The sequence below is a fragment of the Pseudarthrobacter sp. H2 genome (genome assembly GCF_050157045.1).
Lineage (GTDB): Bacteria > Actinomycetota > Actinomycetes > Actinomycetales > Micrococcaceae > Arthrobacter.
Map to the genome: position 1 here is coordinate 1050921 of NZ_CP189594.1, position 17339 is coordinate 1068259.

A 17339-nucleotide genomic window follows, 5' to 3' on the forward strand; every position below is an offset into this window, starting at 1 on the left:
CCTTCGGTGCGGGTCGGGGTGCTTCAAGGCTAGCGGCAGTCGGTGCCGTGGCGCGGCCGGGTGCTGCGCGCAGCGGCTTCAGGGTCAACGAACCTGCTCCGGGTTGAGTTTCACCCGGCGCAGCAGCTGGGCGTTCAGGGCCACCACTATGGTGGAGACGGACATCAGGACCGCTGCTGCCGCCGGGGAGATCGCGACGCCGGCGAAGGCCAGCACGCCGGCGGCCAGCGGCACGGCGATGATGTTGTAGCCGGTCGCCCAGAGTAGGTTCTGGATCATTTTGCGGTAGCTGGCACGGGACAGATCGACCATGGAGAGCACGGCGCGCGGATCGTTGCCGGCCAGCACGACGCCGGCTGATTCCATGGCCACGTCGGTGCCGGCGCCGATGGCGATGCCGACGTCCGCGCGGGCCAGGGCGGGGGAGTCGTTGACGCCGTCGCCGACCATGGCGGTCTTCAGGCCGCGGGCCTGTAGCTCGCCGACCTTCTTGTCCTTGTCCTGCGGCAGGACCTGGGCGAAGACCTCGTCGATGTCCAGTTCCGCCGCGACGGCGTCGGCGACCTGCTGCGCGTCTCCGGTGATCATGGCGACCTTGATGCCGCGGTTCTGCAGGGCGGTGACGGCCTGCCGGGATTCGGGGCGGATCTCGTCTTCGACACTGACGGCGCCGATGACGCTGCCTTCGCGCACCACATGGAGCACGGATGCGCCTCGGTCGATCCAGGCCCGCGTTTTCTCCTGCAGTCCGGCCGGGATCTGCAGGCCTTCGGCGGCGATCAGGTTCGGGCCGCCGACGGCGACGGCGGACCCTCCGACGTCGGCCGTGACGCCCCGGCCGGTCAGCGACGCGAAGCCGGCGGCGGCGGGAATGCCCAGGCCGCGCTCCCGGGCCGCGGTGACGATGGCGCGGGCGGAGGGATGTTCGCTGTCCGCCTCCACGGCGGCGGCCAGGGCGAGCAGCTCGTCGTCGGTCAGCTCGCCGGCGGAGGCGACGCCGGTCAGGGCGGGCTGGCCCTTGGTGAGGGTGCCGGTCTTGTCGAACAGCACGACGTCGATGGTGCGCATGCGCTCCAGGGCGATGCGGTTCTTGATGAGGACCCCGGCGCGGGCTGCCTGTTCGGTGGAGATGGCGATCACCAGCGGAATCGCCAGTCCCAGGGCATGGGGGCAGGCGATGACGAGCACGGTGACGGTGCGGATCACGGCCTCGTCCGGGTGGCCCAGCAGCACCCAGGCGACGAAGGTGATGATGCCGGCGGCCAGGGCGAAGTAGAACAGGAGGGCTGCCGCCTTGTCGGCGAGGGCCTGTGCCTTGGAGGAGGAGGCCTGGGCCTCGGCGACCAGCCGCTGGATGCCGGCCAGGGCGGTGTCCGGGCCGACGGCGGCAACCCTGACCCGCAGCGCGCTGTCGGTGGCGACGGTTCCGGCGACAACCTTGTCGCCTGGGCCGCGGGCGACGGTTTTGGATTCACCGGTGATCATCGACTCGTCAAGCTCGGCCTGCCCGTCGGTGATCTCGCCGTCGGCCGGCAGGCGGGCCCCGGAGCGGACCAGCACGATGTCGTCCACGGCCAGGTCGGCGAGGCTGACTATTTCCGTGCCGTCTCCGGTGACGCGTTCGGCCTCGTCCGGCAGCAGTTCGGCCAGGGCGTCCAGGGCGCCGCGGGCCGAGCCCAGGGCCCGCATCTCGATCCAATGGCCCAGCAGCATGATGACGACGAGCAGGGCCAGTTCCCACCAGAAGTCCAGGTTGAACCCGCCGATACCCAAGGTCGTGATCCAGGACGCGCCGAACGCGACCGTGATGGCCAGGGAGATCAGCAGCATCATGCCCGGCTGCCGGGATTTCAGTTCATTCAGCCCGCCCTTGAGGAAAGGCTGGCCGCCGTAGAAGAAGATCACCGTTCCCAGGACCGGCGGGATCCAGGCCGCTCCCGGGAATGACGGGATGTGGTAGCCCAGCAGGTGGCCGAACATGGGGCTGAAATACACCACCGGGACCGAGAGCAGCAGGCTGAGCCAGAACTTGTTCTTGAACATTGCGGTGCTGTGCCCGGCGTGCTGGCCGTGCTGATGGACCGCGTGTTCATCATCGAGGGCGGTGTGCGCGTGCCCGGTTGGCATGGCCTGGCCGTGGTTGGCGTGGCCCGCGTGGTCAGCTTCGGACACGGGGGCGTGCCCGCGGTGGTTGTCGTGCCTGGTGTGCTCTTCCATGGTTTCTCCTTGAGGATGCTGCTGCCCGCCGCTGGACTCATCTGCGGGCCGGCGGGACCGGACTAGCTGGGGATCAGGCTGTACCCGGCGGAGGTGACAGCGTCATGGACCGCAGTATCGGCGGCGGATCCGGCGGTGGTCAGGGATTCGTCCGGGACCTGCGGCGAGCAGCAGCTGCAGCCGGACGCGGAGGAGGGCAGCGGTAATTCTTTCCGGGATTCAGATCCACACATGTCAGTTTCCATTTTCTTGTAGAAGAAGGTGATGGGCGCTGGGGTTGAACGGCTGTGACGGCGGTGCGCTGCACCGGCCTGGACATACCACTTCACTGACAACACCTCAAAAGATACCCCCAGGGGGTATCACTGTCAAGCAGGCATGGGTGCAGATTCGTTCAGATATCGAAGTCCAGGACCGCACCGTCCAGTCTGGGAGCCAGTTCGTGGCCGACGCAGACAATGATGTCGTCTCCGCTGCGGGGGTTCCATGCGTCACGTGTTTCCGTTTCACGGAAGCCGGTTCCGGCGGAGCCAGGGTTGGCGAGCAGACAGCGAAGGGGTTTCCTGGGCTCGGTCCGTGAGAAATAGAGGCCTTGCCTGCGGCAGCCGCCTTTTCCCTGGTAACAGTGCAGCAGGCCGCCGAACACCTCGATCATGGCGGCGGCCCCGGTGACAGCAAAGCTGCCGTGGCCCGGGATCCGGGCCGGAATGCCATCGGTCGTCATGGTCCCTCCATCGGGCGTTCCCGATTAACCATGCTGGTGGTGCAGTGACCCGTCCGGGCTGGCCGCTTCCTCGTGCGAGGGGGAGGCGGCGGCGCGGATGACCATGTTGTCCAAATTGCGCAAGGTCCGGCCGAGGCGCTGCTCTGCGTCCTTGGTGATGTTCTCCGCCGCCGAGAGCGACGTGTCAGCGACCAGGATGCTGGCATTGCCCTGGAGACGGTGGCCGACCCAGCGCAACTGCAGCGCCGGCACCGCGAGAACCCCCGGCGTGCCTGCCAGAGCCGACCGGGCGCGGTCCAGCAGGTCAGGTTCGATGCCGTCCAGCAGCCGCCGGCCGATGCTGCGGACCGTTCCCCACAGCAAAATGATGATGGCGGCGGCAATCAGCAGCCCGATAATCGGGTCTGCCAGCGGGAAGCCGAGCCAGACGCCGATCACTCCGAGAACCACGGCCAGGGAGGTGAATCCGTCCATCCGGGCGTGCACCCCGTCCGCGACGAGGGCGGCGGAGCCGATCTTCCGGCCGATACGGATGCGGTAGATCGCCACGGCCTCATTGCCTGCAAAGCCGGCCAGGCCGGCGGCTGCGACCCACCCCAGATTGTGAAGGGGCTGCGGGTGGACCAGCCGGTCGATGGACTGCCACCCGGCAATGACGGCTGAGAGTGCCACGACCACGACGATGAAGAGCCCGGCCAGGTCTTCGGCCCGGCCGAAACCGTAGGTGTAACGGCGGGTCGCGGGTCTGCGGGCAAGGACGAACGCGATCCACAACGGTACCGCCGTGAGGGCGTCGGAGAAATTGTGGATGGTGTCTGCCAAAAGCGCCACGGAGCCGCTGGTCAGTACGACGAGGAACTGGACGATGGTGGTGCCGAGCAGGATGAAGAGGCTGTTTTTCACCGCACGGATGCCCTGGGAGCTGGCCTCGAGCGCGTCATCGATGGCATCCGCGGCGTCATGGGTGTGCGGGACGAACAGTCCGTACAAAAACCCCTTGATTCCCGTGGCATGCTCGTGGGAATGCCCGGACCCATGCTCGTGGTGGTCGTGCCCGTGATCGCCGGCATGCTCGTGGTGGTCGTGCCCGTGGTCCGTGGCGTGCTCGCGATGGTCGTGTTGGGTGCTCATTTGTCCTCAGCGCCTTGCGGGTGGTGGTGGCGGGGAGTCCCGCCCAGGGTGTGTTCGGCCTGGAAAATGGCGTCAGAGACGAGCTGTCGTGCGTGTTCGTTCTCCAGGCGGTAGTAAACCCGGGTGCCCTCCTGCCGCGTCGTCACGATGCGGCCCAGGCGCATCTTTGCCAGATGCTGGGAGACGGAGGCAGGGGACTTGTCGACGAGTTCGGCCAGGCGGTTGACGGGCAGCTCACCGTCGCGGAGGGCAAGAATGATGCGTACCCGTGTGGCGTCCGCGAGCATGGCAAACACCTCGACCGCTAGTTCCACGTACTGGCTGTCAGGCTCGCGCCCGCATATCGCCTTATCTGCATCCATGCATAGATTCTTTCACATTACGGTGGCCTGATGGTTCCGCAACGGGGAGGCGGGCCACAACAGGGCAGGAAAAAGGGACCGGGGTGGCCCGGTCCCTTGGACTTCCGTAAAGCGCCGCTGTCCGCCCGCTACTGCCCGGCGGCGCAGACAGTGCTGAGGGTCTGGCCCGCGGCGGTGTACTTGGGCTGCATGTCCTGGAGCTTCCCGGCGTCAGGGGCGCCCTTCGCGGATTCGTCGAGGTAGTCGATGAAGGACTGCAGCGGGGCCCGCAGCTCATCGGAGGCCGTCGCTTTGATGGGCCGGAGCCGGTTCGCGAGACGGATCATCCCTGCCTTATCCGAGGTGGACGTCGGGCCTGAGCCGACGGTCTGGATCCGGGCGCAGGTTTCCGCGTTGCTCATCGTCGGGGCCGAGCAGCCGGCGGCGCCGAGCAGGGCCGCGGCGGCGATCAGGAGGGTGAGGGTCTTCTTCATAATGTACTCCGGGGGTTTTGCGGTCAGACGGTCATGGCACGAATTTTGAGTCTACTGTGAGGATCCTGTTTTCCGGTTTCCGGTGAGGCGTCGCCAGAATCCCCGGCCAAGGGGGCCGGAGGCGCCTCAGGCGATATCGACGCCGCCGAACTCCATCTCGGCGACGGCGTCGTCGAGGTCCTCGGCGATCCCCACGGTCAGTCCGCGGAGCACGGTCACCGAGTAGCCGGCCTGGACCGCATCCAGTGCCGTTGCCTTCACGCAGTGGTCGGTGGCGATGCCCACGACCACCACGTCTTCGACGTCGTGGCTCTGCAGCCAGTCGTCGAGTCCGATCGCATCCTCGCTGGCGGCGAAATCACCGGCGGCGAAATCACTGCCTGCGAAGTCGCTGTCCACGCCGGCACTGCCAGCCCCACCGCCGCCCGCCGGGATGGCCCCCAGCTTGCGGTCCCCGGTGGGGACGGCCTCGTCCGGGGCCAGGACCCCCTCGAACCCCGAGTAGGCCGCGGTGAACTGGCCCTTGCGGAAGTAGGCCTGGATGAACTCCGGATCGAGGTCCGGGTGCAGCTCGGCGCCGCGCGTGCCGGCCACGCAGTGCGGCGGCCAGCTGCCCGCAAAGTCCGGTTCCGCGGAGAAATGCGCGCCCGGCTCGATGTGCCAGTCCTGCGTGGCCACGACGTGGTCGAACTGGCCGTGGTGGGCGTCGACGTACTCGCTGATGGCTCCGGCCAGGTCCGCCCCGCCGGCGACGGGCAGCGCCCCGCCTTCGCAGAAATCGTTCTGGACGTCAACAATGATCAGGGCCCGGGACATCAGTTCTCCTCATAGCTGGTGGGGATGGCTGCCTCGCCGCGCTGCAGCCGGTTGACCACGGCAGGAAGCTCCTTCATGGTCTCCGCATGGCGCTGGCGGGCGCGCAGCACGCCCTCGGGGCCGGTCCAGCCCGGCAGCAGTTCGCCGTTCTTGATGAACTGCTGCAGCAGCGGACGGTCGTTGCCGTCGTCCTCCGGACGGTGGCCGATCCCGACGATCTCCTGGGTTGCGGTGCCGCGTTCGTTGAGTTTGCGCAGCGCATACTTGCGGCCGCCCTTGCCGGTCTTGTTCTTGGAGGTCTTGGCCACCGCGACGAACGCGCCGGCGTCATCGGTGCGGCTGACGAGCTTGTAGACCATGCTCGCCGTCGGCGCCCCGGACCCGGTGACGAGGGAAGTGCCGACACCGTAGGAGTCCACCGGCGCGGCCTGCAGGGCGGCGATGGCGAATTCGTCCAGGTCGGAGGTCACCACGATCCTGGTGCGCTCGTTTCCGAGCTCGTCCAGCAGCCGGCGGACCCACTGCGCCTGGGCGACGAGGTCCCCGGAATCCAGCCGGACGGCGCCGAGTCTGTCCCCGGCGAGTTCGACGGCGGTGCGGACGGCCGCCTCGACGTCGTACGTGTCCACCAGCAGCGCCGTTTCCGGGCCGAACGCGGCGATCTGGGCCTCGAACGCCTCGCGTTCGGAGTCGTGGAGCAGGGTGAAGGAGTGGGCGGCCGTGCCGACGGTTTTCAGCCCGAAGCGCAGCCCGGCCTCGAGGTTGGAGGTGCTGTCGAAGCCGGCGATGACGGCGGCGCGGGCAGCGGCGGAAGCCGATTCCTCGTGCGTGCGGCGCGATCCCATCTCGATGCACGGGCGGCCGCCGGCCGCGGTGATCATGCGGGAGGCCGCCGAGGCGATCGCGCTGTCATGGTTGAGCACGGAAAGGACGTAGGTCTCGAGGATGCAGGCCTCGGCAAAGGTGGATTCCACGATCAGGACCGGGGAGTTGGGGAAATAGGCCTCGCCCTCCGGGTAGCCCCAGATGTCGCCGGAGAAGCTGTAACCGGCAAGGTATTCCAGCGTCTCCTCGTTCACCACGTGCGTCCGGCGCAGGAAATCCAGCTCCTGGCCGCCGAAGCGGAAGTCCGCGATCCCTTCCAGCAGGCGGCCGGTGCCGCCCACGATCCCGTAGCGGCGGCCGTCCGGCAGGCGCCGGGCGAAGGCCTCGAACACCGATTTGCGGTGGGCGGCGCCGGACCGCAGCGCCCCCTGCAGCATGGTCAGTTCGTAGTGATCGGTGTACAGGGACGTGCGGGGGCGGTCCCACCCAGCTGAGGTACTCACAAATTCACTCTAGTGCGCATCCCCATAGAATGGACAGATGAGCCTCAGCGTTGCGCTCGGCCCCGACACCCGGGCCGGCACCCAGACCGGAACAGCGTCGTCCACGGACGTCTTGACCGCCCCGGACATCCCGTGGAACCTCGTGATCTGGAACGATCCGGTGAACCTGATGAGCTATGTCAGCTACGTGTTCCGCAGCTATTTCGGCTATTCGGAGGCCAAGGCCAACAAGCTCATGCTGGAGGTCCACAAGAAGGGCCGCTCCATCGTGGCGCACGGCGGCAAGGAACAGGTGGAGCAGCACGCCGTGGCCATGCACGGCTACGGCCTCTGGGCCACGGTGGAAAAAGCCACCGGCGGGGACGGCAGCACAGGATCGGGCAAGGGCAAAGGGAAACGTGGCTAAGGCATTCAAGTACGGACGCAAGGGCATCACCGGGCAGCTGGAGCCGGCCGAGCGGGAACTGCTGCGCAGCCTTTTCGATGACGTCATCTCCATGCTGGAGCCGGATATGCGGGTCGACGAGGACCCCCTGGCCGCGCTGGTCGGGCTCGACATGCAGGCCCGCGAACCCACGGACCGCGCCCTGCGCCGGCTCCTGCCGAACGTGATGAAGAACGACGCCGAGGCCTCCCTGGAGTTCCGCCGGCTCACCGAGCGCTCGCTGCGGGAGAGCAAGGTCGGCGCGCTGAAGGCCGCCGCGCTGGGCCTGGACAAGGACGAGCTGGTGCTGACACCGGCCGATGCCCGGCACTGGTCCACCGCCCTGAACGATGTCCGGCTGGTGCTGGCCGAGCGCCTCGACATCCGCGACGACGCGGACGCCGGGCATGTCCACCTGATGCAGGACTGGTCCCAGGCCGAGGACGTGGAGAGCTACCTGGCCCTGGTCTACAACTTCACCACCTGGCTGCAGGAATCCCTGGTCCAGGCGATGCTGCACTCGCTCGAACCGCGCCGCTGAGCACGCGCCAGCCGGCCGCCGGCCGCCGGCCGACTGCCGGCCGGACACCGGTCCGATGGGCCGGGCCCGGGGCAGGCGTGTGACAAATTAGACATGAGTCGGACGCCACAATGTGATGGCCGCACCCCGGGCTAAGCCCTATCCTCGAATAATCATGACTTCAGCATCGAGCATGGATCCGGCAGCGGGAGCTGTTGCGGACTCCCCAGCGAGCAGCACCGCAGTCCGCCACCCGGAATCGACGACGCCGATGGGATCGCGGCCCATCGGGGTCTTCGATTCAGGCGTCGGCGGCCTCACCGTGGCACGGTCCATCATCGACCAGCTGCCCAACGAGTCCATCCTGTACGTGGGCGACACGGCCCACGGCCCCTACGGGCCCCTGCCCATCGCCGAAGTCCGCGCCAACGCCCTCGGCGTGATGGACGAGCTGGTGGATTCCGGCGTGAAGCTGCTGACCATCGCCTGCAACTCCGCCTCCGCCGCCGTGCTGCGCGACGCCCGGGAACGGTACACGGCCCGGTACGGGATTCCCGTGATCGAAGTGATCCAGCCGGCGGTCCGGCGTGCCGTCGCGGCCACCCGCAGCGGCCGCGTCGGCGTCATCGGCACCTCGGCCACGATCGGCTCCCGGGCCTACGAGGACACCTTCGCGGCTGCCCCGGACCTGGTGATCACCTCCGTGGCGTGCCCGGCCTTCGTGCCCTATGTCGAGGCAGGGATCACCACCGGTCCGGAGCTGCTCGCCGTCGCCCGCGAATACCTCGGGCCGCTCAAGGCGGCCGGCGTGGATACCGTGGTGCTGGGCTGCACCCACTACCCGCTGCTGACCGGCGTGATCTCTTTCGTCCTGGGGGAGGAGGTCACCCTCGTTTCCAGCGCCGAGGAGACAGCCAAGGACGTCTACCGTGCCCTGGCTTCCCGTGGCCTGGAACGGATGGACGCCGCGGCGCCGGAGCACAGCTTCATCGCCACCGGGGACGCCGCGCAGTTCGAGGCCCTTGCCCGCCGCTTTCTGGGCCCGGAGGTCCTCAGCGTGCGCCACGTGGACCACGTGGCGGCCCAGTACCCCACGGGCAGCCTGGCCAGGATCACCCCGGAGATGATCGCCGCCGCGCAGGCCGGCACGGGACGCCCGCGGATCTCCAACTTCGTGGCGCCTTCCTCCGGCGGTTCCTCCCTCCCCTCCCGCGCTTCCTCCCTGCGGGGGAGGACCGGCCCGTGAAGCTGACCATCGTTGGCTGTACCGGATCCTTTCCGGGACCCGGCTCGCCGGCGTCGTGCTACCTGCTGACCGCCAACGACGGCGAACGGGACTGGAAAATCGTCCTGGACCTGGGCAGCGGCGCGCTCGGCGCCATCCAGCGGTACACGGACCTGGAGGACATCGATGCGATCTTCCTGACCCATCTGCATCCGGACCACTGCATGGACCTGTGCGGACTCCACGTCGCGGTGCGCTGGAAGCCGGGCGGCTGGGGCAGGGGCCGGATCCCCGTGTGGGGACCGGCCGCGACGGCTGACCGGATGGCCACCGCGTACGGCCTGGAACTCGACCCGGGCATGCACGAGGAGTTCGACTTCACCAACTGGGCCGAGCGCGCCCCCGTGGCCCTGGGCCCGTTCACCGTGACGCCGTACGCGGTGAACCATCCGGTGGAGGAGGCCTACGCGCTCCGCGTCGAGGTCACCGAACCGGCCAAGGACGGCACGCCCGTGACCCGCGTCCTGAGCTATTCGGGGGACACGGACTCCTGCGGCGGCCTCGAGGACGCCGCCCGGGACGCCGATCTTTTCCTCTGCGAGGCGGCCTTCGAGGAGGGCCGCGACGACGGCATCAAGGACGTCCACCTGACCGGCAAACGGGCCGGGGAAGCCGCCGAGGCCGCCGGCGCCCGGCGGCTGCTGCTGACGCATATCCCGGTGTGGACCTCTCCGACGACGGTCATGGCCGAGGCCAAGGACGTCTTCAGCCGGGACGTCGCCGTCGCCGTGGCCGGCGTGCACTACACCGTCTGAACCGCCGGACCAAGCCCTGCCCCGCACAGCAGGCGCGCGCCGGGGCACCGCGCCAAGTCGATAAGCTAAAGGCATGACTTCCGAAGCACTCACTGCCCCCGTCATCCGCGCCGATGGCCGCACCCCGGACCAGCTCCGGCCGATCAGCATCACCCGCGGCTGGTCCAACCAGGCCGAAGGCTCGGCCCTGATCGAATTCGGCAACACCCGGGTGCTGTGCACGGCTTCCCTGACTGCGGGCGTCCCGCGCTGGCTCAAGGGCGAGGGCCGCGGCTGGGTGACGGCCGAATACGCCATGCTGCCCCGTGCCACCAACACCCGTTCGGACCGCGAGTCCGTCAAGGGCAGGATCGGCGGCCGGACCCACGAGATTTCCCGGCTGATCGGCCGTTCGCTGCGCTCCATCATCGACACCAAGGCCCTGGGCGAGATCACGATCGTGCTGGACTGTGACGTCCTGCAGGCCGACGGCGGAACCCGCACCGCTGCCATCACCGGCGCCTACGTGGCGCTGGCCGAGGCCATCCGCTTCGCCCGTGAGAACAAGATGCTTGCCCGCAACGCCCAGCCCCTGATCGACACCATCGCCGCCGTGTCCGTCGGCATCATCGACGGCGTCCCGATGCTGGACCTGCCGTACGTCGAGGACGTCCGTGCGGAAACCGACATGAACGTCGTCGTGACAGGCTCCGGAAAGTTCGTCGAGGTCCAGGGCACCGCCGAGGGCGCCCCGTTCGACCGCGACGAGCTGAACAAGCTGCTGGACCTGGCCCTGCTGGGCACGGAGCAGCTCGCCGCCATCCAGCGCGAGACCCTGGCGGAGGCGCCGTGACAGGAAGCGGTCCTGCGCCGGTGCTGGTCCTGGCCACCCACAACCAGGGCAAGCTCCGCGAACTCCGCGAACTGCTGCGCGGACAGGTGCCCGGGCTCGACGTCGACACGCAGGTGGTGGACGCGTCCGCCGTCGGCGCCCCCGACGTCGCCGAGACCGGCGTGACGTTCGCCGAGAACTCGCTCCTGAAGGCGCGGGCCGTCGCGCAGGCGACCGGGCTCGTGGCGATCGCCGACGACTCCGGGCTCGCCGTGGATGTGCTGGGCGGCGCGCCCGGCATCTTTTCGGCGCGCTGGGCAGGCAGGCACGGCGACGACGCCGCGAACCTGCAGCTGCTGCTGGCCCAGCTCGCCGACGTGCCGGACGCGTACCGCGGCGCCGCGTTCGTCTGCGCCGCCGCGCTGGCCGTGCCCGGCCCGTCCGGCGGGGAGGGGCGGGAAGTCGTCGAATACGGGCAGCTCGAGGGCACGCTCCTGCGCGAACCGCGCGGCGGGGGAGGGTTCGGCTATGACCCCGTGCTCCAGCCGAGCGGCCTGGACCGCAGCTGCGCGGAACTGAGCTCCGAGGAGAAGAACGCCATCAGCCACCGTGGCCAGGCTTTCCGGGCACTGCTGCCGGCCATCGTGGAGGCCCTGGCGGGGAGATAGTCCCGGCATCCGGTTCGTTAAACGAGGAAGGCGCCCCACCAAGTGGGGCGCCTTCCCTTTGTCCAATACCCGCTGAATACCGGCTGACGCCGTGGTGCCTTACGGCGTCTTGCGCTCTTCTTCGGGCTCGTGCTCCTCGATGAACTCGTCGACGGCGTCCGTGCCGTGCTTCTCGGCCTGGCGCTTGGCGATAAAGCCGCGGATGACCTCGATGCCGATCGGGATGACCGAAAGCAGCACGATCACGATGAAGATGATGTCCAGGTTCTCGCGGACCCACGGCACCTTGTCGCCCAGCAGATAGCCGAGCAGGGTGACGCCGCCGCCCCACAGCACGGCGCCGATGACGTTGAACAGGAAGAACTTGCGCTTGTCCATCTGGGCGACCCCCACGATCACGGGGACAAAGGTCCGGATGATGGGGACGAAGCGGGCCAGGATCAGGGCCTTGCCGCCGTGCTTCTCGAAGAAGGCGTGGGCACTTTCGACGTTCTCGCGCTTGAAGAGCCTGGAATCCGGCTTGTTGAAAATCGCCGGGCCGGCCTTGGACCCGATCAGGTACCCGGCCTGGTTGCCGACAATCGCGGCAACGATGATCAGCGCAGCGAAGGCCCAGATGTTGAACTTGATGGTGTCCGTGGCGACCAGCAGTCCGGCCGTGAACAGCATGGAGTCACCGGGCAGGAAGAAGCCGACAAGCAGGCCCGTTTCGGCGAAGATGATGCCGCAGACCAGCAGCACGACCCAGGGTGCAAGGGCCGGGTCGGCCAGGAAGACCTGGGGGTTGAGCCAGTCGGGCAGGAAGGAGGCCAGGTGCGGCTGCACCGGGCCGGCGCCCCCGATTGTGGACACGGCAAAGTCGCTCATCGCTATTAGGTTCACTCGTTAAGGGTACTTGACGGCCGACGTCGGGCACCGCGGCCGCGGCGGGCCCATCGGGAAAGCGGGCCGGTGTGCGGGCGTGCTGCGATCCGGCGGTAATGTTGACCCGTGGGTTTGGACTTTACGGCGATCGACTTTGAGACCGCGAACGGCTTCCGCGGTTCACCGTGCGCTGTTGGCCTGAGCAAGGTCCGCGGCGGCGTCGTGGTCGAGGAGGCGTCCTGGCTCATGCGGCCGCCGGAAAACCACGACCGCTTCGACCACCACAATGTGCGGATCCATGGCATCCGGCCGGAGCAGGTGGCCGGGCTGCCGCGCTTCGGTGAGCTGTTCCCGGAGATCGGGGCCTTCATCGGCGGCGACGTGCTGGCCGCCCACAATGCCGCCTTCGACCTCGGCGTGATCCGCTCGGGCCTGGAAGTCTCCGGCCTGCCCGGCCCCGCCTATGACTACGTCTGCACCGTGATGCTGTCCCGGCGCTGCTACTCGCTCGTCTCCAATTCCCTGCCGTACGCTGCCGAGGAAGCGGGCGTCCCGCTGCTCAACCACCACGATGCGGCCGAGGACGCGAGGGCGTGCGCCGGAATCCTGATCGACATCGCCGCCCGGAACGGCGCCGGCAGTATCGCCGAACTGTTCCTGTCCCTGGGGCTCGCGGTGTCCCGCCAGCCGGCCTTCGATCCGCTGCGCGACCCGCTCTCCAAGCCCTCACGGTCCGCCCTCGATGCAATTGCCGCCGGCGTCGCTGCTCCCGCGGGCCGCGCGTTCCAGCCCGGCTGGCCGGACGAGGGCGCCAACCCGGCGCCCAACGCTGCGGCCGCTCCGGACCACCCCCTGTACGGGCAGACGGTCGTGTTCACCGGTGAGCTGGCGATTCCGCGGCCCGAGGCGAAGATCCGCTCCGCCGAGCTCGGCGCCAGGCCCGAAAGCCGGGTCACGGCCCGCACCACGGTGCTGGTGGTGGGGGACGGGTTCGTGGCCGCCGATTTGCGCTCCGGCAGGCTGACCGGCAAGGCGCGCCGCGTCCTGGAGCTGCACGAGCGCGGGCGCCGGATTGAGGTCCTCTCCGAAGGCGAATTCCTGCAGATGCTCGGAGGCCACCTGGCCTCCGCCGCCCTGGCCTGAGCCGCCCTGCGGGACCACCGCCCTGGCGGCCGTCCGCGGTCACACGGCGCAACAAACCTTTCCGCGGGGGACTCCCGCTCCTAGCCTTGCACCATGAGCAGACTGACCGGTGCCCGGACGCCCGCCCCTGTATCCCAGGGCGGCATCGACTGGCGGAAGGTCTTTGCGTTCCCGAATCCGGTGAACGAGTATTCCGCCCGCATCACCGCCGGACTTGTGGTGGCGCTGTCCCTCGTGACCCTGGTCACCGGGCTGCTGACCGGCTTCGGCTGGGGGCTTGGCGTCATTGCCGTCGGATTCTGGCTGCGCCTGCTCTTCGGACCCCGGATTTCGCCCTTCGGGATCCTCTCAGTCAAGGTCCTCACGCCCGTCCTCGGCAAGACCCGCCTGGTCGCGGGGCCGCCGAAGCGCTTCGCGCAGGGTCTCGGCGCGGCCATGTCCACCGCCGCCACGATCCTGTTCGCGGTGGGTCTGGCACCGGCCGCATGGGTCCTGCTCGCGGTCCTGATTGTTGCCGCCTCGCTGGAATCGTTCGCCGGCTTCTGCCTCGGCTGCGCCATCTTCGGCTTCCTGCAGCGCCGCGGCTTTATCCCCGAGGACATCTGCGAGGCCTGCAACAAAATCCCGCTGCGTCGCGCCTGACGCGTGGGTCCGGCCCTGCGCGCTCAGGCGCCGGTAAGAACCGCCAGCCGGGACGCCATGCCGCGGATGACGTCCGGAGCTTCAAGCGCCTCCAGCCACGCGGCCGGCAGGCATTCCTCGCCGTAGTACGTGCCCAGGAGGTTCCCCGCAATCGACGCGGTGGAATCGCTGTCCCCGCTGTGGTTCACGGCAACGGCGATCGCCGCCCGGAAGTGGGCCTGCGGATGGTCCTCCCCATGACCGGGGGCGGCCGCCGTCGTCTCCGGGGCGGTGGCCAGCACCGCATAAAGGGCGACGGCGAGTGCCTCCTCGGCAACCCACCCTTCGCCGAGCTCCCGGACCAGATCCTCCGGGCTGAGCAGTGCGCCGGCGGCGGGCTGTCCGGGCTGCGGGGCCAGCCGCAAGGCCGCCTCCAGCCGTTCGATCAGGACGGGATCCGGGGATTCGTTCCTGCCCAGGTCCGCCTCGCGCAGGTGGGCCAGGGCGTAGCCGGCGGCTTCTAGCAGGCCGTGGCCGGCCGCCAGGAAGTGGATCATCAGGCTCAGGGCGCCCGAACCCTGCCGGGCCGCGGGATGGCCGTGGGTGAGGGATGCCGCGTCCGAGCTCAGTTTGTAGACGGATCCGGGCGCGATGTGGGGGATCAGGCCGAACGGTGCCGAGCGCATCACCGTGCCGCACCCCTTGGAATCGGGATTGACAGGCCGGTACACCGTGCCCATCTCGCCGGTGGCGAGGCCGCTCAGGCACGCCTTGCCGGGAGCCCGGCGGTGTTTGAGGACCTCGTGGGTGTCGATCCAGCGCGGAGGCTGCACCGGGGCCGACGCCGGGAGGGGCACGCCCTGGGTGCCGAGCCAGCGCAGGTACGCGAGCCACAGGCAGGCGTTGGTGTCCGCGCCGACCCCGTCGTTGGCCCATTCCAGCGCCTCCACGAGGCCGTCGACGGTGTAGAGCGTCAGCTGGGTGTCGTCGGAGAAGTGGCTGCCGCCGTCGAGCGCCGCAAAGTCCTGCAGCCCCGCGGGGCCGAACCGGGCGCGGACCGCGGCGATGTCGTCGAATTCGACGGCGTACCCGAGGGAATCCCCCAGGGCCCCGCCGAGCAGGCAGCCGTGGATGCGGGACTCGCGGGACGGGGCCGGTGCGGGCAGCGCCGATGGGAGGGGACGCGGTGCGGGGGTGGTGCCGGGCTCGGTGCTCATGCCTTCAAATTTACCCCGGCCCCGGTTGCCTTCCTGCGCCGGGTAGGGTGCTGTTGGAGCCCATCGGGTGCCGTCAGGCCGAACAGAGGACAACCAGCGAATGCGTGAACCAGCGTGGCGGAAGACGGGCAGCACCCCCGACTACAGATTCTCGCTTGCCAACGAACGCACCTTCCTGGCCTGGATCAGGACCTCCCTGGCCCTCGTCGCCGGGGCCCTGGCGATTGACCAGCTGGCACCGTCCATCGCGCCCGGTCCGGTCCGCATCGGCCTGTGCGTCATCCTGGCGGTCCTGGGTGCCGGCCTGGCCGCCCTGTCCTACCGCCGCTGGGGGCAGATGGAGGCGGCCATGCGGAACAACCGGGAGCTGCCGTTTTCCGGCCTGATGCTCGTGATGACCATCGGCGTGGCTGCCGCGGCCTTCACCTTTGCCGTCCTGATCCTGGTGGCGCGTTGAGCGCAGGACCGGTCGGGGACCCCGGGCTCCAGCCCGAGCGGACCTCCCTGGCCTGGCGCCGGACGCTGCTGGCCCTCGTGGTGGCGGACCTGCTGATCTGGCGCAGCTGGGCACTGTCGGGAACCCGCACCGCCGCCCCGGCGGCCGGCACGGGAGGCCCGGACTACCTGGGCATCTGCGCGCTGACCGCCATGGCGGCCACCGTCGTCCTCTGCCTCTGCGTGCTGGCCCGCGGCAGGGAACTCCGGCGCTCCACGGCGGCACCTGCCGCGGCCCTCCTGCGCTGGGCGGCCGGCGCCGTCGTCGTCCTGGCCGGCAGCGCCGTCGCCGCGGTGGCCCTGGGCCATTAAGCGCGGATCCAGCGAACGCCCAGAATTCGCTGGAAGACTTCTCGCGGACCAATCTTCCGGGCGGGCGGCTCACCGCGCGCCCTGCCCCTGAGCCGCCGCCGGCCGAAGACCCGTGCAGCCGCACACCCCAAGCAAAGGAATCCACTGAACATGACCACGCCTGTGCCAGCCCCCGAGACGGGCGGCGCCAAACCGTCCGCCACCCGCGAGAATGCGCTCCGGCCCGGGCTGGTGGCACGGCTCTCCGCCGAGGCCGTCGGGACACTGTTCGTGGTGGTCGCAGGCCTGGGCGTGCCGCTGTTCACCATCCCGCAGTCCAACCCGCTGCCCGCATCCCTCGCCGCCGGCCTGGCGCTGACGGCGTCCATGCTGGCGTTCGGCTACCTCTCCGGCGGCCATTTCAACCCCGCGGTCACGGTGGGAAATGCCGTTGCCGGCCGCATCCGGCTGAAGGAAGCGGCAGCCTACCTCGGCGCCCAGATCGTGGGCGCGCTGCTCGGCGCTGTCACGCTCTTCGGCATCCTGCGCACTGTCCCCACGATCAGTGACAGCCGGGCCGCCTTTGACACCGTCACCGCCGGCTTCGGCGAACACTCCATCATCCAGGTCCCGATGGCCGGGGTGCTGCTCGTGGAGGTCCTCGGTGCGGCCCTGCTCGTCGCCGTCTACCTGGGCACCACCTCGGGACGCAACCCCGCGAAGGCAACGGCTCCGTTCGCCGTCGGCCTGGCCACGGCCGTGCTGCTGCAGCTCGGCCAGGCGATCGGCAACGCGCCCTTCAACCCCGCCCGCGCCACGGCCTCCGCCATCTTCAGCAACACCGGCTCCCTCGGACAGCTGTGGCTCTTCTGGGTGGCTCCCCTGCTCGGCGCCGTCCTCGCGGGACTTCTCTTCCGCGGCTTCGGGCAGAGCGCCGCGCAGCCGCAGCCTGCCGTTTCTACAGCTGTGCCGGACCGTGCGGACGGCGAGGAAGACGCCGAGCCGGACGCCGCCCGGGCCCATGCTTCCGCTGCGCCGGCTCCGGCATCCCCCGCCCCGGCCCAGGAGTCCGGGACGGCGGGGTCCCGGACGGCTGGGTCCGGGACGGCGGGCGGCGACGAGGCCCGCGACTTCTTCGACAAGCGCGCGGAATAGCACTCCTTCCAAGCAACGCGGGGTCACTTACGGCCTATC

General features: G+C 69.3%; 21 protein-coding genes. 11 read left to right on the forward strand and 10 right to left on the reverse strand.

The window, feature by feature from the left end; all coding sequences use genetic code 11:
• Nucleotides 1–84 precede the first annotated feature (84 nt).
• From ACQCSZ_RS04940 to ACQCSZ_RS04975, 8 genes are all read right to left on the reverse strand, one after another.
• On the reverse strand, nucleotides 85–2217 hold the full coding sequence (locus ACQCSZ_RS04940; protein ID WP_427006964.1) for a copper-translocating P-type ATPase: 2133 nt from the start codon (nucleotides 2215–2217) through the stop codon (nucleotides 85–87).
• A gap of 62 nt (nucleotides 2218–2279) precedes the next feature.
• Nucleotides 2280–2450: a hypothetical protein gene (locus ACQCSZ_RS04945; protein ID WP_427006965.1), complete on the reverse strand. Its 171-nt coding sequence runs from the start codon at nucleotides 2448–2450 to the stop codon at nucleotides 2280–2282.
• A gap of 161 nt (nucleotides 2451–2611) precedes the next feature.
• On the reverse strand, nucleotides 2612–2941 hold the full coding sequence (locus ACQCSZ_RS04950; protein ID WP_427006966.1) for a hypothetical protein: 330 nt from the start codon (nucleotides 2939–2941) through the stop codon (nucleotides 2612–2614).
• Between the two features lie 24 nt (nucleotides 2942–2965).
• Nucleotides 2966–4072 (reverse strand): cation diffusion facilitator family transporter, encoded by a 1107-nt coding sequence (locus ACQCSZ_RS04955; protein ID WP_427006967.1) that lies wholly within the window; start codon nucleotides 4070–4072, stop codon nucleotides 2966–2968.
• Entirely contained in the window at nucleotides 4069–4434 is a 366-nt protein-coding gene (locus ACQCSZ_RS04960; RefSeq protein WP_427006968.1) for an ArsR/SmtB family transcription factor, read from the reverse strand. Before ACQCSZ_RS04960 ends, ACQCSZ_RS04955 begins: the two co-directional genes overlap by 4 nt.
• 128 nt (nucleotides 4435–4562) lie before the next feature.
• Entirely contained in the window at nucleotides 4563–4907 is a 345-nt protein-coding gene (locus tag ACQCSZ_RS04965) for a hypothetical protein (RefSeq protein ID WP_427006969.1), read from the reverse strand.
• Between the two features lie 126 nt (nucleotides 4908–5033).
• The gene (locus ACQCSZ_RS04970; protein ID WP_427006970.1) at nucleotides 5034–5723 is read right to left on the reverse strand and encodes an isochorismatase family protein; all 690 of its coding nucleotides are present in this window, start codon (nucleotides 5721–5723) and stop codon (nucleotides 5034–5036) included.
• A complete protein-coding gene (locus ACQCSZ_RS04975) occupies nucleotides 5723–7051 on the reverse strand; it encodes a nicotinate phosphoribosyltransferase (protein WP_427006971.1) in 1329 nt (442 codons plus the stop codon). Before ACQCSZ_RS04975 ends, ACQCSZ_RS04970 begins: the two co-directional genes overlap by 1 nt.
• A 37-nt stretch (nucleotides 7052–7088) precedes the next feature.
• On the opposite strand from ACQCSZ_RS04975, the gene clpS reads away from it, so the two are divergent.
• The 6 genes from clpS (at nucleotide 7089) to rdgB (ending at nucleotide 11514) form a co-directional block, all read left to right on the forward strand.
• Nucleotides 7089–7457 (forward strand): ATP-dependent Clp protease adapter ClpS, encoded by a 369-nt coding sequence (gene clpS / locus ACQCSZ_RS04980; RefSeq protein ID WP_427006972.1) that lies wholly within the window; start codon nucleotides 7089–7091, stop codon nucleotides 7455–7457.
• Nucleotides 7450–8016, forward strand: coding sequence for a DUF2017 domain-containing protein (locus ACQCSZ_RS04985; RefSeq protein ID WP_427006973.1), 567 nt, complete (start codon nucleotides 7450–7452; stop codon nucleotides 8014–8016). The genes clpS and ACQCSZ_RS04985 overlap by 8 nt, the downstream gene beginning before the upstream one ends.
• Before the next feature lie 154 nt (nucleotides 8017–8170).
• Nucleotides 8171–9241, forward strand: coding sequence for a glutamate racemase (gene murI, locus ACQCSZ_RS04990; protein WP_427006974.1), 1071 nt, complete (start codon nucleotides 8171–8173; stop codon nucleotides 9239–9241).
• Nucleotides 9238–10035, forward strand: coding sequence for an MBL fold metallo-hydrolase (locus ACQCSZ_RS04995; protein ID WP_427006975.1), 798 nt, complete (start codon nucleotides 9238–9240; stop codon nucleotides 10033–10035). Before murI ends, ACQCSZ_RS04995 begins: the two co-directional genes overlap by 4 nt.
• A gap of 73 nt (nucleotides 10036–10108) precedes the next feature.
• Complete coding sequence (gene rph / locus ACQCSZ_RS05000) at nucleotides 10109–10867, forward strand: ribonuclease PH (RefSeq protein WP_427006976.1); 759 nt, start codon at nucleotides 10109–10111, stop codon at nucleotides 10865–10867.
• Nucleotides 10864–11514, forward strand: coding sequence for an RdgB/HAM1 family non-canonical purine NTP pyrophosphatase (gene rdgB, locus ACQCSZ_RS05005; RefSeq protein WP_427006977.1), 651 nt, complete (start codon nucleotides 10864–10866; stop codon nucleotides 11512–11514). The genes rph and rdgB overlap by 4 nt, the downstream gene beginning before the upstream one ends.
• Nucleotides 11515–11613: 99 nt before the next feature.
• Here the strand turns inward: rdgB and ACQCSZ_RS05010 are convergent, their stop codons facing one another.
• Nucleotides 11614–12381: a VTT domain-containing protein gene (locus tag ACQCSZ_RS05010; RefSeq protein ID WP_427006978.1), complete on the reverse strand. Its 768-nt coding sequence runs from the start codon at nucleotides 12379–12381 to the stop codon at nucleotides 11614–11616.
• Nucleotides 12382–12504: 123 nt separating this feature from the next.
• Here ACQCSZ_RS05010 and ACQCSZ_RS05015 point away from each other — a divergent pair, with 123 nt between their 5' ends.
• Together ACQCSZ_RS05015 and ACQCSZ_RS05020 are read left to right on the forward strand one after the other, a co-directional pair.
• Entirely contained in the window at nucleotides 12505–13521 is a 1017-nt protein-coding gene (locus tag ACQCSZ_RS05015) for an exonuclease domain-containing protein (protein ID WP_427006979.1), read from the forward strand.
• 93 nt (nucleotides 13522–13614) lie between these two features.
• Nucleotides 13615–14163 (forward strand): DUF4395 domain-containing protein, encoded by a 549-nt coding sequence (locus ACQCSZ_RS05020; RefSeq protein ID WP_427006980.1) that lies wholly within the window; start codon nucleotides 13615–13617, stop codon nucleotides 14161–14163.
• A gap of 23 nt (nucleotides 14164–14186) precedes the next feature.
• Here the strand turns inward: ACQCSZ_RS05020 and ACQCSZ_RS05025 are convergent, their stop codons facing one another.
• Nucleotides 14187–15359 (reverse strand): ADP-ribosylglycohydrolase family protein, encoded by a 1173-nt coding sequence (locus tag ACQCSZ_RS05025; RefSeq protein WP_427006981.1) that lies wholly within the window; start codon nucleotides 15357–15359, stop codon nucleotides 14187–14189.
• A 100-nt stretch (nucleotides 15360–15459) separates the two neighbouring features.
• Here ACQCSZ_RS05025 and ACQCSZ_RS05030 point away from each other — a divergent pair, with 100 nt between their 5' ends.
• The 3 genes from ACQCSZ_RS05030 (at nucleotide 15460) to ACQCSZ_RS05040 (ending at nucleotide 17300) form a co-directional block, all read left to right on the forward strand.
• A complete protein-coding gene (locus ACQCSZ_RS05030) occupies nucleotides 15460–15816 on the forward strand; it encodes a YidH family protein (protein ID WP_427006982.1) in 357 nt (118 codons plus the stop codon).
• Nucleotides 15813–16166 (forward strand): DUF202 domain-containing protein, encoded by a 354-nt coding sequence (locus ACQCSZ_RS05035; RefSeq protein WP_427006983.1) that lies wholly within the window; start codon nucleotides 15813–15815, stop codon nucleotides 16164–16166. The genes ACQCSZ_RS05030 and ACQCSZ_RS05035 overlap by 4 nt, the downstream gene beginning before the upstream one ends.
• A gap of 150 nt (nucleotides 16167–16316) precedes the next feature.
• Entirely contained in the window at nucleotides 16317–17300 is a 984-nt protein-coding gene (locus ACQCSZ_RS05040; RefSeq protein WP_427006984.1) for an MIP/aquaporin family protein, read from the forward strand.
• Nucleotides 17301–17339: the final 39 nt, after the last annotated feature.